We start from the raw sequence: 14,593 nt of genomic DNA, 5'->3' as shown, positions 1-14,593 counted from the left end.
GGGACTTGATGGGCGATCGCCCTTTTGAAATAAATCTCATTCCGATCGCAAATTCTGCACATCCTGAACGCTAAGTCCGGTTATTTGAGCGATTGTTGCGTCATCTAGGCGATCGAGTAACTGCCGTGCGATCGCCTGTTTTTCTTCTTGTCTGCCTTCTTGTCTGCCTTCTTGTCTGCCTTCTTGTCTGCCTTCTTCAACAGCTTTAATTATAGCTCCTTGTTGGTCGTAAATAAACATTTCTCGCCGTTCGAGATCCGCCAATTCATCGGGGGTTAAGTTCACTTGATTTGCGATGCCAAAGGCTTGATGAATCTCTGGAACGCTATCCATTACTGGCGGGACATCCGTTATCGTCCTCGCATATTTCATGAAATATATCCATTTATCCGCAAGCGTTTCTAGCTGGTCTACTTCTTTGGTGAATTTAGGAAGTTCTACAAATACCAACTCGATGTTATTATCGGTATAGATGAGATTTGTGCTTGCTTCTTTGTAGATAAATCTCGAAATTAGCTGTTCGCTATTTGGAAACATCTCAAAATCAGTCAGTGTTAATGCAATCACGGGTTTGAGCATTCGGTAGCCTTCTCCTTTCTGCAATTGAAAGGCGTAAGTTTTGGCTGCGTTGTACAAAACTCTCTTGCCGAAAGACTCTACGTTTAATACCTGCATTTCAATAATGACTAGGGTACCATCAGCGAGTTTGGCTTTGACATCTAAATAAGTATCTTTCAAACCTTCGACTCTGGGCGGCAGGTTGGGGTTGATAATTTCCAAGTCTTCAATGGTAGGATTGCCATCGTAAATCATGGCGTTGAGAAAACTGATGAGAATGTCTTTGCTTTCTGAGGAGCCAAATATTTTTTTGAAGGCGTAATCGGTTTTGGGGTTGATGAATGTCATGGTTAGAATCGGGAATAACGATCGCTATCTCGATCGTAACACTTGATTTCATGGCGAGTAGGAAAAAACTGCCACCAGGGGGGTAATATCGCCAGCAGCTCTTGCTTCATTCATCTTGCGGATCTGTTGTGCTTGTTGCTGTCGAAGCTGCAAATATGTTTCGACTTCCTGCTGATGATTGAGGTAAAAAGCGATCGCGGCATACACATCAGCCAATAGAGCGCGACGGATAACGATAAACGATTTCCTCTGCGGTTGTTCCCTGCTTCAACACTGCAATCACGGTATCTAAAGTCACGGGAGTTTTACCCACTCGCACCACACCGTCAGCATTAGTTTCTAGCGGTGCAGGTTCCGCTACAACTACTAATGTTATGGCAACCTCAACGTTCGCGGTTTTAATTGTATTAGAAGGTCGATCGAACTTGACAAGCGAATTTCAAAGGTGGTACCCGCCACGTGATTTATCCGTGGAATCAATCCAAAATCGAAAATCGAAAATCCTCAAGCCCCCGCATTTATCCGTGGGGTCAATCTAAAATCTAAAATCTAAAATCTAAAATCGATTGACGGGCGATCGCACGATTCCCAAACATCAGGTTTAGGAAATGCGATCGCCCTACTCGTCAGTAGCCTCAATTCTTCTGCAACCATTTTGTCAGCACGCGCATCCACTGGCCCGTATTCGGTGCACGCTGCAAGTCGCTCCAGTCTGCCATTTGGGCAAAACCTAGTCGCACCAGCCAATTTACTACGGCGGTTATGCCTTGGCGGGAGCCAACAACCATGATACGCACGGGTTCCCGGTTTTCTCGATCGTCCGTGGGAGCTGGGTCTTGTTGGGTGTCGTTGGGCGGTTCGGTTAGAAAGTCTTTAGCCATTGGGAAGTCCTCATCTTCAAAATCAACTAATCACTACATATTGTGTAGTTATTACTAATCAGAACGCAATGACTACACATATGTAGTGATTTACGGTTGGAGCATCCCTTGGTATCATGGGGTGCATGAGAAAAGCTGGTCGAGTTCTGAGAGATGTACTAAATACCTATGGCATTAGCCAAAACAAATTGGCGAGCGCAATGGGTGTGCGAAATTCTGTTGTCTATCGTTGGTTTAACGAGCTGATCGATCCAACTGGAGAGACGCTTGTGAAGATGGTTGTGGCGTTAAAGTTGCTCGATATAGATGCAGCGCGGGAGTTTGTGCAGCGCTATTTGGGTGAGATTTTGGAGGATGAGGGTGAGGGTGAGGTCGATCGATCTACAAACACAGAATAGACTTATTGTTCAGAAGGTCGATCGCATTTGACGGGCGATTTCCTTCCGGATAGCTTCGCTGGCGCGCACTTTTCCAGATAGACGCGATGGGAAGTACAATAAAGTTGAAGTGTAAAAAAGGGAAAAATGGCAGCACGAGACCTGTTTCATGAATCTGTTAAGATTGCCCTTCAGAAAGAGAATTGGGTGATTACCGACGATCCGCTGAAGGTGGAAACAGGTGGAGCAAAGTTTGAAATTGATTTGGGTGCAGAGCGCTTACTGGCAGCACAACGGGGAGAAGAGAAAATCGCCGTTGAAATTAAAACATTTTTGGGTGACTCCCCGATTACAGATTATCATGCGGCATTAGGACAGTTTCTGAATTATCGGCTTGCCTTAGAACTTAAGGAACCCGATCGCAAGCTTTATTTAGCAGTTCCTGTTGCGGTGCACGAAGCTTTTTTTCAGCGGGAATTTTTGCAAATCTCGGTAGAGCGGCATCAAGTTAACCGCATTGTTTACGATCCAGTGAATGAGGTGATTGTGCAATGGATAAGCTAGAGCATTATCGTCAGTCGATTCAAGCATTATTGACTGAATATGTGGCAACTCCGATCTCCAATGGTGAGATCGAATCCCAAACGCTTTTTGATACGCAGCGGGATCATTATCAGGTGACGAATGTTGGTTGGGATGGGCATCGGCGGGTGTATGGATGTGTGCTGCATTTGGATATTAAGGATGGCAAGATTTGGTTGCAGCAGAATACAACGGAGATCCGAGTCGCGCACGAGTTGGTGGCTATGGGTGTGGCAAAGGAGGATATTATTTTGGGATTTCAAGCAACCTATGTGCGCGAATATACGGGCTTTGGGGTGGCTTAGCCATTGCCAAGGATGCGGCAATGTTTTTTTTAGAAAGAAACCGGGTTTTTTACGAATAGGATATTCCTTACGTTGAAACGATTTGGTAGTTGCGGGCGATCGCACTTTTGTCTGGTAAGGGCGATCGCTCCTGGCACACCACAATCTATTCTGGTTTTATCCAACCTTTAACGATCGCCTTCCCGACATTGACATAAGGATTGTCTAAAAACTCTTCGATCGCAGCTTCACCGCCAGCCTGCAACGCACCCACCACGCGACGTTTGAAACTACGGGTAGTTTCATCATTAACGTAAACAATTTTTTCAGCCTCAGTAGCGGTAGGATTAGTTTGTTCCAACTGCTTGAGAAGTGTTTGAATCTCAGCAGCCGCTTCTGCTAGAGTTTTCTTGTTTTCAGATATAATTTTATCTCCTATTTGATTGCCCTCTCCTTGAATGAAGTTGCCATCAAAACTACTATTGTCGATTCTTGCAGAATAATTTGTCATTTCTTTTTACCTTATTAATTACTAGACTTTGTGTGATATTGTTTAATATCAAAACTGAACCAGTGCTTCACACAGCAATCCCCCTATAAAATCCTACTTTTTTGAAGTTTTTTTGTTGAGGCATCACATCCTATTGTCAGTACCCATGATAAATTGACCGCTAACAGTGCTGTTCAATATAGATAACTCGTAAGTTTTATTCTCTGCTTTCTCAATAAGCTCATATATAGTGTTAATTTTTTCCTTGAGATGGGGCTTATCATTTGTCACAAAAAGGGTCTGATGACCAGAATTGAAAGTGAGTAACAATCCATAGTGTTTTGGCTTGACAAAGTTCCAAACTGCACCTCCAATTGCAGCCAAACTTAAGGCCAAACCTATTCCACTGTTTGCCAAACCAGCAATTGAACCCATTAAAAGAAGAGCAACTATAATCCCCCAAGGAATCGTTCCTATCTCTACCTCTCCTTCACTAAAACCTGTAATATTATGAGTTTGGTAGACATCATTTGAAAAACGAACAGTTCTTTTAGTTATGGTAATAACTTTATTCCTCTCTAAAGTGATGTTCTGATTACTTGCCAGGGGGTTTGATGTTGCCATTCATTATACCTATAAAATTGATGGTTGAGACTATGTGAAGACACCCATTTCAGCTCAGAGGCGCAACTATGCACCTGTCAATAAACACTCTAGTAAGATGCTTGTGTCCGGTTTATCCATGCTAGACCGATCGCACAAAAAATGTAAAGTAAAAAAAGTTGGAAAAAGTGGGAACTTCCTAAAATTGGGATGCGAGGCCCAAAAAGTTGGAAAAAGTGGGAAAAAGTTTGGTATAGTAACCATACCTATCTCACCATCCCACCTATGGACAGTCCTCAGATATTGCAATTTGTCGATGAAGCTGTCTATACCAACACAGGTAAACGTCTAAATAACTTGCAGCGGAGGATTATCGCAGGCATACTGAATCGTCAAAGATATGCTGACATTGCAGAAACTTATGGTTATAGCTCCCAGCACGTTAAAAAGGCTAGTCACGAACTTTTACAAATGTTATCTGAAGTGTTTGGCGAACCAGTAAAAAAAAGTAATCTTGAATCCGTTATAGAAAGACAGATAAATCAGAATATAAATCTTGGTAATAATACTACTATTAAAAATAGTAGCAATATTAGCTACATTAACAACTGTTCTAATTCCTCTACTCCTACGCCCGATCTGAGTCAGCCGGAAACTCCCGACTTGCAGCAGAAAAGCAAAAATCAAACTAAGATTGAAACAATTGATAAATTACGGCAGTTTGGCTTGAGCGACGAGCAAATTGCAGAAGCGCTAGATATACCTTTAGAGCTGGTTAAGCAGGTGGACTTCGAGGAGTAAATCTGTGCTATCTCCGAATTTTACTGGATCGGGCGATTCCCTACGGGATAGCTTCGCTTCACGCTCTTAGTTGTTTTGTTATAATCATCGAAGGTTGCCTTGTTGAAGTAAAATAAAATATCCCCAGATTTTTTCAGCTATGAACACAAAACTCATTGAGTCCTTAGTACAAATCATCCAGACACTCTCAGAAGACGAGCAATTGCTAATAAAAGCAAAACTATTTAATAACATACCCTATCCTTCTAGTGTGGAAATAACCCAGTTAGCCCAAAGCGGAGGAGCATTTCAATTCCTGCACGACGAACCTGATATTTACACCCTTGAGGATGGAGAGCCAATTTAGTGAAGCTAAAAAAAGGAGATATTGTTTTAGCTGAATTTCCCTTTACAGATTTGAGTCATAAAAAGTTACGTCCTGCTTTAGTTCTGTGGGCAAGTTCAACCATAGAGGAAATTACGCTCTGCTTCATTTCTTCGCAAAATGTCACTAGCCTAAGTTTAGATGAATTTGCTTTAAATGCTTCAGATGCCGAATTTCCCAGCACGGGATTAAAAGTATCTTCTAAAGTTAGAGTGACTCGGATTGTCAGTCTTGAACAGAGATTAATACTGAGACGATTGGGCGAGTTAGGGAGTCAGCAAATGCTGGAATTGAATGCAACTATCATACAAGCATTTCAATTAGTATAGCCTTGTTTACTCTCGCGTACTTGCCGGAAACGATCGCAAATCCCTGCAATAAAGGTTTCGCCATCAATCGGTGGAGTATGTTCGGACATGGCAACAGCAGCATCTATCTTAACTCGTACAGTATCGATCCACTGGCGATCGGCGAGAGCTGCTTGGAAATCATTAAGCCATTCGAGAAACTGTGCGAGGTCATTTTCTGGAAGTTCCCTTACTGCTGTCTTGAGTTCTCTAATGTTCATAGGTAAGTAACTTTTTATTTCCTATTTTAGCCCGTGCTTGTCAGATAATATATCATAACTATATGAAAATTGCAGTATAATTAGTTTATGGCGATTTCGCAATACAGAATTGAGTTTACCGAAACGGCTTTGGAAGATTTAAGGGTTTTGCGTGCCAGCGATCGATCTAAGATTGAGGATGCAATAGAAACTTACTTGCGTTACGAGCCGGACAAGGTGACAAAAAGCAGGATTAAGCGTCTCAGGGGGCTAATTTCACCTGAGTACCGTCTGCGAGTTGACGAGCATCGCGTGTTTTATGACATTGAATATACTGTTGAACCAGAAAATAAGTTAGTCTTGATTCTGGCTGTCAAACATAAATCTGAAGTTAACGAATGGCTCACAGTTCAGGAGGTTAGTGATGAAACAGATTCAGCTCAGTGAAGTTCAAAAAGACTTGCTTCAATTCTTGCTGGTGGCTCAGGAAGAAGATGTGATTCTGATTTATGATGGCAAGCCAGTTGGCTATCTTGTCGGATTTGCCGATGAAGATGATTGGATTGATTATTTGATGCTGAATAATCCTGAGTTTAAAACACGATTGCGCCGCTCTCTTCAAGATGCGCGAGAAGGAAAAACGATCGCTTTTGAAAAAGGAAAGTTGGTTTCAGAGAACGAGAATTAGAAATTGGGTTCTCGCGATCGCACTTGCGATGAAAGCAACAACCCAGCCTACAAGCTATTTTGGGAAACGATCGCAAATCCCTGCAATAAAGGTTTCGCCGTCAATCGGTGGAGTATGTTCGGACATGGCAACAGCAGCATCTATCTTAACTCGTACAGTATCGCTCCACTGGCGATCGGCGCGATCGTACTCATCTAACAATCGCAAAGCAACTTCACCACACAAACTAGAATCATCGTGCAAACTCATAGGCAATATTCGTGATGCGGCCGCGCCAGTAGGGCAATAGCGAGCCATCAGGCAGTTGCCACGCCACCTCACCCGATCGCGGAATCCGCATACCGTCTCGCAATTCGTAGTCCCAGAAACGGCCTTGCCAGGGCGCAAACACCAGTCCCCCGTTAACTGTACGGGCGCGGGCCTCGGCGCGGATACTGGCGATTAGCCCTGCTTCATCAAAGCGGAAATCCAGGGAAACAGCGGTGTCGCCATCCTGTAGCGTTGCTCTGGCCGAAGAATTGTCTATCGCCTCCCAGCGAACACCCTGACTCGGCAGCAGTCTCGTCGGATACCAAGCCGCCTCCGCCAAAAAGCGCATCAGTTCCCCTTGTGCCGCTTCTGGAGTGCCGCGGAGATCCGCCAGAGTCACCAGCCCAAGCAGCGCTGCATGGAGGATGCCTTCGCCAGAAATGTAGGCATCATGAACGAACGCATTGATACCGGGCATCATGGCAATTCGCCCGTCCCAGTCAAAGCCTGGGCGCTGAGTAATTACGAGTTGAGTTGAGGTGAAGGCGCTCCATTTTTCTGCGGTTTCGCTCATGTTAAACGTGCCTTCGTGGGAAACCCGCGCTGCTACAATTAGCGGTTGTCCATCCTCGAGCACCGCGCGAAAGTAGCGCTGCACGGGCTGGGGTAAATCGGCAATTTCCCGCGCATCAAATGTGAGAGGTTTAATCGCCAAGCGTGCAGCTTCCAGATTCGCTCGCAGTTCCTTCGTACCGAGATGCCAGCGGTATGCTCCAAGGGCGATCGCGCCCACAATGCCAACTACAAGCCCCAGGATGATTAGTACGATCGCCGATCGCCACATGGTGATTCCTCTTGATACCTAAAAACGAGTTAATCAAGCGCCAGTCTTAAACCCATCGACCCACTACAACTCTCAGCGTTCCATCTGCCAAAGTTTCCTCTTCTTCAACATGAAAACCCTCTGACTGCACCGCCGCCATCAAACTTTTGCGCGCGTATTTTTGACTAATTAAATTGACAAATTCCTGCTGATTAATTCGAGCGCCCCAAAAATCCGCCACCAATTCGTAATCCTCTCCGCTGCGGCGAAAACCCAAATCGTAACCATTGGATTGCCGAATCACGTACTCGGCATTAGTTTTGTCACCCCGATAACCCCGTACCTGCACATTGGACTCTACTTGATAACCCAACTCTTCCAACACTTGATGCAGCAGTTCGCCGTTTTTTATCTGAACCTTGATCGTTGTGAAGTGTGACATATCACTTTCGGATTTTTGTGTAAAACGCTGATTTGATTATAATAGCATAAACAGCAACAGTCAATAAGTTAGAAGTTTGGATCTTAAACCGGGTTTGAGCGTCACCGAAAGCAGCCCGGGTACAAGCCCCCGGATTCATATGTGCAGAAATTAAAAACATAGTATCCGATAACAATTCCCCAGATTCATCCGTGAGTTCGCTTTCTTCAATCCTCCAATTCTTAAAATCTAAAATCTAAAATCTAAAATCTAAAATCCTATGATGCCCGACAATTCTAACCCACCCAGAGAATATGATGCCGTCCTCGGCGGCCAAAGTCAAATCCCGATCGCCGGCGCTGTTTTGGGAGGCATCGCCGGGGTCAAGCAGCGCTTCAACAGTCTTAGTATCGAGGCTCGGATTGCCGCTGTTAAAGATGCTCCTAAATACGGAGGCGCTGGTTTAAATTTAGCAATTGAGGCGCTGCTTGACCCCGCAGCAGAAGTGCAGCGAGTTGCTTATTTAATTTTGCGACCGAGGACAGAACCTCTAGTGCGCCAAGCTTTAAAAGACTTCGTGCCTTACAAGCTTTTTGACTGCATCCGCAGTGTGAAAACTGGGACAAATCTGGCGATTAGTCCCGGGGGCGATCGCACGGCGAGTTTGCACGGGAAAATAATTAGAATTTGCGATGTAGATACAGGAGAAATACTCTATACTGTTGACAAGTATCCCCGCGCTCAAGAAACTTTTGTCCTTTGCCAAGAAAGCGAAGTTTTTGTGAGGAGCAGAAATACTCCGAAACATCGTGCGATCGAAATTTGGCAGGGAGGAGAATTGCGGCATACTTCCCTCGGACATGAAGCGGAAATTAGCGCAATTGTCATCAGCCCCGACAGTCAAGTTATCGCCAGCGGTTCGGCAGATGCTACTATCAAAATTTGGAATTTAGAGACGGGAAAGTTAATCTGTACTTTTGGCAGTCATTTAACTTGGGGAGCTCATAAAGCAGGAATTGTTAGTCTTGCTTTTAGCCCGATCGCACAAACTCTCGCTAGCAGCAGTTCTGACGGTACAATTAAACTGTGGAACCTCCGCAGCAGAGAATGCTCCCAAACAATTAAGGGTTACGCGAATTGTCTGGCTCATGCTCCAGACGGGCAGACTTTGGCGCATGGCGGCTGGGACAGAAATATTCAACTGCGGCAGCTATCGGATCCAGATAGTTCAATCACTTTGGCAGGGCATTTTAACTCGATAAATGCGATCGCCTTTAGTCCCGACGGACTCACTGTTGTCAGTGCTAGTGCCGATGGTAATATCAAATTTTGGAATGCCAGTACCGGCGAACATATTCACACTCTCAGCGGACATCAAAACTCTGTTACTTGTCTTACTTTTAGCAGCGATGGTGAAACTATTATCAGTGGCAGTACAGACAAAACTTTCAAAATTTGGGGAGTTATACCATTTTAGATTTTAGATTTTAGATTTTAGATTGAAGAATTGGGCATGACTGATCTGCTATGGGTTTGGAGCTTGCCTACAGTTGCAATTTCATTGACCGAAAGCATCCAGGATACAAGCCCCCGGATTCATTCCGAAAGCAGACTCAGGACCCAGAAATAAAAAACCTGTATCCGATAAAACTTGCCCCCCGAATTTATCCGTGGGGTTAATGCTTCAATTCTTTAATCTAAAATCTAAAATCTAAAATCTAAAATCGATTGACGGCTATTAATTGAATTCCCGCGAATACCAGACTAAAAAAATATTATTCCGATGCAAATGTCAACGATATTATTCTTATATTTTTGATCGCTCAACCCGAGCTTTTTTCGTATAAACTGGGTTTAGCAAGGCAAGCCTGTGTTCAGGACTATCCTCATAAAACTCCCTCGGACGGGCTTCCTAACTACAAACACCTTTTATGAGTGGTAACTGACCGGACATGAGATCGAGAGTGCGTCCAGGACTGTTTAATATTTCCCAATTCCCAATTCCTCGGTGCGTGAATATACGCAAACAAATATAATAAATTTACACTTCCAGTTCTTGTGTAAACCGAGGATGGCGGAACTTTTTTTTGCACGACTACACATACTTACAGTACAAGTACCGATTCACAGGCATTATTCACCTGATTGTCAATTTCTGAACAGTCGCCAGAAAGCCGGAGCCAGCCGCAATTCCTGAATCGTTTAAACTAGCTTTAAACTATCGCATCTGGCTCGGCTGAGTATCGCAGCTAACGGTAATATTTGACTGAAAAAGTTTATGCTTAAAAGATAGGCTGGGGTTAAATATACAGTGCAACCCAGAGTAACCATGTCACACTGCAACCAATCCATCTGTCCTTCCCGCAATCTCGCAGAAATGTGCGACACTGCTGCCAGTTGGCAGCACAAAGCCGATCGACTAACGGTAGAATTAAACAGCACCCAGGAGCGGCTTCACGCAGAAATCGATCGGCTCAAACAAGCGAACGAAACCCTGCTGGCCGCCGTCAGTTGTGCCTCGATTTTCCTGTGGGCAACAGACAGAGACGGCAAGTTAACCCTTGCAGAAGGCAAAGGATTAGAAAATTTGGGACTCCAACCAGGTGCAACTGTAGGGCTGTCGATTTTTGAAGTTTACAGCAGCCAGCCAAATATGTTAGAAAATATTGCCGAGGTACTAGCAGGAAACGATCGCACTTGGAAAGCCCGAGAGGGGCATTGTATTTACTCCATTCGATCCGCAGCCCTGCGAGATGGAAACGGCGAAGTTGTCGGCGCAGTCGGTGTTTCTACTCAAATTACCGAGCCCGAGCAGTCCATCGCAACTCTGTTCGTGGCAAATCAAGAATTAGAAGACAGACTTCAGCAGCAAACGGCAGTCTTCAATGCAGCACTTGCCGAAAGCGAAAAAAAGTACCGCAACCTCGTAGAAACCTCCCAAGAATTGATTTGGTCGATCGATATTGAAGGGTTCTTGACTTTTGTCAATTCCGCCGCCAAACGCATCTACGGTTACGAACCGCCAGAAATGATCGGCCGCCGCTTCACAGATTTTTTAGTTCCCGGGCAAAAAACTCGACCAAGAGAAATATTTGCGCAACTTTTAGCGAGAACCAGCGTTGGGCCACAAACCGCTAATTCTGCTTACGAAACAGTACACATTCGCAAAGACGGTACTCCCGTCCACCTGCGCGTCAACAGCATCGTCAACCAAGCTGAAAACGGCGCTATTATAGGCTTGTGCGGAACCGCGACAGATATTAGCGATCGCTTGCGATCGGAAGAAGCACTCCAAGAAGCTACAGACCAACTTCGCGCCGTCTTGGATGCCGTGCCCGGACTAATTTCTTGGATCAGTTCAGATTTGCGGTATATTGGAGTCAACAAGCACTTAGCAACCTCGTTCAAACTGTCTCCTGAAAGCTTTGTCGGTCAAGAAATAAACTTTCTCGAAAAAGGCTCGAATTTTGGAGAACTGATCCGAAAATTTTTTGACAGTTCATCTCAGCAAATCTGGCAAGAAATAGACCTAGAAAATAACGGTTCCGTCCGAAATTATTTGATAGTAGCTCAGAAATATCATCAGGGAACCGCAGCAGTTTCGGTAGGGATAGACATTACCGAGCGCAAGCGCGCCGAAGCTCAAAAAACCAAATTAATCGCTTCTTTGCAAGAGTCGGAACACAAATTCCGCAGCCTTTACGAAGCCACCAGCGACGCAGTAATGCTGCTCGACGAACAAGGTTTTTTTGACTGCAACCACGCCACCTTAACAATCTTTGGCTGCTGCAATAAAGAACAGTTTTACGGCAAGAAAATGAGCGAATTTTCCCCGCAATTTCAGCCAAACGGACAAGACTCATCCAGTCTAGAAGCAGAGAGAATATCGACAGCAATGCAAACAGGTAGCTGTCGCTTTGACTGGATACACAAACGGGTAGACGGTTCAGAATTCCCTGCCGAAGTGCTATTAAATGCAATGGAAATTAACGAGCGAAAAATAATTCAAGCAGTAGTGCGGGACATTACCGATCGCAAGCGCGACGAGGATGGCATCAAAGCATCCCTCGCAGAAAAAGAAGTTCTCCTCAAAGAAATTCACCACCGCGTCAAAAACAACCTCCAAGTTATTTCCAGTTTACTCAAACTTCAGTCCCGCTACATCCAAGACAGCCGGGTTAGTGAAATGTTAAAAGAAAGTCAAAACCGAGTCCGCTCAATGGCCCTGGTTCACGAACAATTGTATCAATCCAAAGACTTGTCAAACATTGACTTTGCTGAATATATCCAAAATCTAGCCCACAATTTATTCCAAGCTTATGAAATTCACGCACAAGGCATTAAGTTGCAAACAAATATAGCGCAGTGTTCTCTTAATATTGATACGGCTGTTCCTTGCGGATTAATTATCAACGAGCTTGTGACAAATGCCCTAAAATATGCTTTTACAGGACAAGTTAAAGGTAAAATTAACATAGATTTCACTTTAGATAACAGAGTTTGCGTGCTAACCGTGAGCGACAGCGGAATTGGTTTTCCTCAAGACTTAGATTATCGAAAAGCCCGAACGTTGGGTTTGCGACTGGTCGGGTCTTTAGTTAAGCAAATCCGGGGAAAAATAGAACTGTTAGAAACTGCTGGCACGACTTTTAAAATAACCTTTTCCCAACCAAAATTGCATTCTAAGGAGAGAATTTAATGTGCAAGAAAAAAATTTTGATAGTTGAAGACGAGAGCATCATTGCAGAAGACATTTCCGACAGTTTAATATCTCTAGGTTATCGAATAACTGGTATGGTCTATTCGGGAGAAGAAGCGATTGAAGCGGCAGCAAAATGCCGGCCGGATTTGGTTTTGATGGATGTTAACCTGCAAGGAGAAATCGACGGCATTACAGCAGCAGCAGAAATTCGCTCGCGCTTTCAAATCCCGGTAGTTTATCTGACAGCTTATGCTGACGAAAACACTTTGCGGCGCGTCAATGCGACCAAACCCTTCGGCTATATTGTCAAACCCTTTGAGGAAAAAAACTTGCACACAACTATTCAATTAGCTCTCCACCGACATGAGTACGATAGCTTGACAAACTTGCCAAATCGTTCGCTGTTGCGAGAACAGCTAAATCAGGTATTAGACAAGCAAAAAGAATTGCCAGCAATGATTCCCGTTATCACTCTCAGTTTAGATAGAATTAACCGGATTAACAGTACCTTGGGACACGATATCGGCGACTCGGTACTTTGCAAAGTTGCGCAGCGGCTGAGTAACTGCGGGGAGAACATTAATATTGTGGCTCGTTTGGAAGCTGCCGAATTTGCAATTGTTATCCAACCAGTTACTGAAAAACAGGAGGCTGCCAAGATTGCTCAAAATATTTTAGATATTGTAGCCCAACCTATGATTGTCAAAGGCTCAGAACTTTACCTCACGGCAAGTATCGGCATTTCTTTATCTCCAAGCGACGCCAGCGATGGAGACCAACTGCTGAAAAATGCTTATACAGCTATGTACAATTCTCAGCAACAAGGTGGTAATAATTATCAGTTTTATATGGCAAAAGTCGCGAATAGTTCCATCAATATATTTACTCAAGAAACTTGTCTCCGCAATGCTTTAAAACGCTCGGAATTTGAAGTTTATTATGAGCCGCAAATAGAAATTAAAACAGGAAAAATTATTGGTGCTGAAGCTTTGGTGCGCTGGAATCATCCAGAAAGGGGCAGAGTTTCCCCGGGAGAATTTATTCCAATGGCTGAAGAAATGGGCTTGATTGCACCGCTGGGCGAATGGGTGTTAGAGACTGCTTGCAAGCAAACTAAAGCTTGGCAAACACAGGGTTTGCCTCCGCTGCGGGTAGCAGTCAATTTGTCAGCCCGCCAGTTTGAGCAAAAAAATTTGACGGAGAGAGTCAGCCAGATATTGAGAGAAACTAATCTCGATCCTAAATGTCTGGAATTAGAATTGACGGAAGGTCTGATTTTGCAAGATGAAACGGCAGCCCATCAAGCTTTTACGGTGTGGAGAGATATGGGGATTAGGATAGCAATTGATGATTTTGGCACTGGTTATTCTTCTTTGAGTTATCCGAAACGCTTTCCGTTTGATGCGATCAAAATTGACAAGAGTTTTATTCGCGATCTTGCAGACGATCGCCAAAATGCAGCGATTACAATAGCAATTATTCAAATGGCCCACTACATGAACATGACTGTGATTGCTGAGGGGGTAGAAAATGAGTCGGAACTTGCTTTTTTGTGCGCTCACGGGTGCGACGAAATTCAAGGTTATTTTTTCAGTCCGGCTTTGCCAAGGGCTGAGTTTGAAGCGCTGCTGAAAAGCGATAAGTGCTGGGATATATAGCCTTTCTCAGTAACATGTTCCGACGTGCATAGGCCTCCGTGGCCTCCGTGGGCATAGGCCTCCGTGGGCATAGGGCATAGGGCATACCTCACTTTCTTAAGAACCGCTATATAGGAGAAGGAAGAAGTCCGATAGCAGCCGGAACAAAAGCGAGGAGTTCAGCAATTAATAATGTCCTAGTCGTCTTGGGAGTTGCTATAAAATAGGGTAAGAGGTA

20 protein-coding genes are annotated in these 14,593 nt (G+C 44.4%); 11 read left to right on the top strand and 9 right to left on the bottom strand.

Features of this window, described 5'->3' with window-relative positions; all coding sequences use genetic code 11:
• Positions 1 to 36: 36 nt before the first annotated feature.
• The 3 genes from QUB61_RS04460 to QUB61_RS04450 form a co-directional block, all read right to left on the bottom strand.
• Complete coding sequence (locus tag QUB61_RS04460) at positions 37 to 906, bottom strand: Rpn family recombination-promoting nuclease/putative transposase (protein WP_333124440.1); 870 nt, start codon at positions 904 to 906, stop codon at positions 37 to 39.
• Between the two features lie 48 nt (positions 907 to 954).
• Positions 955 to 1,122 (bottom strand): hypothetical protein, encoded by a 168-nt coding sequence (locus tag QUB61_RS04455; protein ID WP_333124437.1) that lies wholly within the window; start codon positions 1,120 to 1,122, stop codon positions 955 to 957.
• A 419-nt stretch (positions 1,123 to 1,541) separates the two neighbouring features.
• Entirely contained in the window at positions 1,542 to 1,787 is a 246-nt protein-coding gene (locus QUB61_RS04450) for a hypothetical protein (protein WP_333124434.1), read from the bottom strand.
• 125 nt (positions 1,788 to 1,912) lie between these two features.
• Between QUB61_RS04450 and QUB61_RS04445 the strand changes: the two genes are divergently transcribed.
• The 3 genes from QUB61_RS04445 (at position 1,913) to QUB61_RS04435 (ending at position 3,051) form a co-directional block, all read left to right on the top strand.
• On the top strand, positions 1,913 to 2,185 hold the full coding sequence (locus QUB61_RS04445; protein WP_333124431.1) for a helix-turn-helix transcriptional regulator: 273 nt from the start codon (positions 1,913 to 1,915) through the stop codon (positions 2,183 to 2,185).
• 126 nt (positions 2,186 to 2,311) lie between these two features.
• Positions 2,312 to 2,728 carry a XisH family protein gene (locus QUB61_RS04440; RefSeq protein WP_333124428.1) on the top strand — a complete coding sequence of 139 codons (417 nt, stop codon included), beginning with the start codon at positions 2,312 to 2,314 and terminating at the stop codon, positions 2,726 to 2,728.
• Positions 2,716 to 3,051, top strand: coding sequence for a XisI protein (locus QUB61_RS04435; RefSeq protein ID WP_333124426.1), 336 nt, complete (start codon positions 2,716 to 2,718; stop codon positions 3,049 to 3,051). Before QUB61_RS04440 ends, QUB61_RS04435 begins: the two co-directional genes overlap by 13 nt.
• A 145-nt stretch (positions 3,052 to 3,196) precedes the next feature.
• On the opposite strand, the gene QUB61_RS04430 is transcribed toward QUB61_RS04435, so the two are convergent.
• Positions 3,197 to 3,541 (bottom strand): hypothetical protein, encoded by a 345-nt coding sequence (locus tag QUB61_RS04430; protein ID WP_333124423.1) that lies wholly within the window; start codon positions 3,539 to 3,541, stop codon positions 3,197 to 3,199.
• 123 nt (positions 3,542 to 3,664) lie between these two features.
• The gene (locus tag QUB61_RS04425; RefSeq protein WP_333124421.1) at positions 3,665 to 4,144 is read right to left on the bottom strand and encodes a DUF6232 family protein; all 480 of its coding nucleotides are present in this window, start codon (positions 4,142 to 4,144) and stop codon (positions 3,665 to 3,667) included.
• 264 nt (positions 4,145 to 4,408) lie between these two features.
• Between QUB61_RS04425 and QUB61_RS04420 the strand changes: the two genes are divergently transcribed.
• From QUB61_RS04420 to QUB61_RS04410, 3 genes are all read left to right on the top strand, one after another.
• Complete coding sequence (locus tag QUB61_RS04420) at positions 4,409 to 4,924, top strand: hypothetical protein (RefSeq protein WP_333124495.1); 516 nt, start codon at positions 4,409 to 4,411, stop codon at positions 4,922 to 4,924.
• Positions 4,925 to 5,063: 139 nt separating this feature from the next.
• Entirely contained in the window at positions 5,064 to 5,270 is a 207-nt protein-coding gene (locus QUB61_RS04415; protein WP_333124418.1) for a hypothetical protein, read from the top strand.
• Positions 5,270 to 5,617 carry a type II toxin-antitoxin system PemK/MazF family toxin gene (locus QUB61_RS04410; protein WP_333124414.1) on the top strand — a complete coding sequence of 116 codons (348 nt, stop codon included), beginning with the start codon at positions 5,270 to 5,272 and terminating at the stop codon, positions 5,615 to 5,617. Before QUB61_RS04415 ends, QUB61_RS04410 begins: the two co-directional genes overlap by 1 nt.
• Here QUB61_RS04410 and QUB61_RS04405 read toward each other — a convergent pair.
• Positions 5,605 to 5,856 carry a hypothetical protein gene (locus QUB61_RS04405; protein WP_333124412.1) on the bottom strand — a complete coding sequence of 84 codons (252 nt, stop codon included), beginning with the start codon at positions 5,854 to 5,856 and terminating at the stop codon, positions 5,605 to 5,607. The genes QUB61_RS04410 and QUB61_RS04405 overlap by 13 nt on opposite strands.
• Positions 5,857 to 5,943: 87 nt before the next feature.
• On the opposite strand from QUB61_RS04405, the gene QUB61_RS04400 reads away from it, so the two are divergent.
• Both QUB61_RS04400 and QUB61_RS04395 read left to right on the top strand, forming a co-directional pair.
• Positions 5,944 to 6,282 (top strand): type II toxin-antitoxin system RelE/ParE family toxin, encoded by a 339-nt coding sequence (locus QUB61_RS04400; protein WP_333124410.1) that lies wholly within the window; start codon positions 5,944 to 5,946, stop codon positions 6,280 to 6,282.
• A complete protein-coding gene (locus tag QUB61_RS04395; RefSeq protein ID WP_333124407.1) occupies positions 6,260 to 6,523 on the top strand; it encodes a prevent-host-death protein in 264 nt (87 codons plus the stop codon). The genes QUB61_RS04400 and QUB61_RS04395 overlap by 23 nt, the downstream gene beginning before the upstream one ends.
• A 54-nt stretch (positions 6,524 to 6,577) precedes the next feature.
• Here QUB61_RS04395 and QUB61_RS04390 read toward each other — a convergent pair whose 3' ends face one another.
• The 3 genes from QUB61_RS04390 to QUB61_RS04380 are packed head-to-tail and all read right to left on the bottom strand — an operon-like array spanning position 6,578 to position 8,037.
• Positions 6,578 to 6,772: a hypothetical protein gene (locus QUB61_RS04390; RefSeq protein WP_333124405.1), complete on the bottom strand. Its 195-nt coding sequence runs from the start codon at positions 6,770 to 6,772 to the stop codon at positions 6,578 to 6,580.
• Positions 6,756 to 7,616 carry a DUF6920 family protein gene (locus tag QUB61_RS04385; RefSeq protein WP_333124402.1) on the bottom strand — a complete coding sequence of 287 codons (861 nt, stop codon included), beginning with the start codon at positions 7,614 to 7,616 and terminating at the stop codon, positions 6,756 to 6,758. Before QUB61_RS04385 ends, QUB61_RS04390 begins: the two co-directional genes overlap by 17 nt.
• A 46-nt stretch (positions 7,617 to 7,662) precedes the next feature.
• The gene (locus QUB61_RS04380) at positions 7,663 to 8,037 is read right to left on the bottom strand and encodes a DUF1257 domain-containing protein (protein WP_333124399.1); all 375 of its coding nucleotides are present in this window, start codon (positions 8,035 to 8,037) and stop codon (positions 7,663 to 7,665) included.
• Positions 8,038 to 8,296: 259 nt separating this feature from the next.
• Here QUB61_RS04380 and QUB61_RS04375 point away from each other — a divergent pair, with 259 nt between their 5' ends.
• From QUB61_RS04375 to QUB61_RS04365, 3 genes are all read left to right on the top strand, one after another.
• On the top strand, positions 8,297 to 9,493 hold the full coding sequence (locus QUB61_RS04375) for a WD40 repeat domain-containing protein (protein WP_333124396.1): 1,197 nt from the start codon (positions 8,297 to 8,299) through the stop codon (positions 9,491 to 9,493).
• Positions 9,494 to 10,345: 852 nt separating this feature from the next.
• The gene (locus QUB61_RS04370) at positions 10,346 to 12,715 is read left to right on the top strand and encodes a PAS domain S-box protein (protein WP_333124393.1); all 2,370 of its coding nucleotides are present in this window, start codon (positions 10,346 to 10,348) and stop codon (positions 12,713 to 12,715) included.
• Entirely contained in the window at positions 12,715 to 14,376 is a 1,662-nt protein-coding gene (locus tag QUB61_RS04365) for an EAL domain-containing protein (protein ID WP_333124390.1), read from the top strand. Before QUB61_RS04370 ends, QUB61_RS04365 begins: the two co-directional genes overlap by 1 nt.
• The last annotated feature ends 217 nt before the right edge of the window (positions 14,377 to 14,593 follow it).

The organism is Microcoleus sp. C2D2, from assembly GCF_036702495.1.
GTDB lineage: Bacteria > Cyanobacteriota > Cyanobacteriia > Cyanobacteriales > Microcoleaceae > Microcoleus.
Note: the sequence above shows the minus strand (reverse complement) of the source record. Positions and strands in the feature narration are given on the sequence as shown.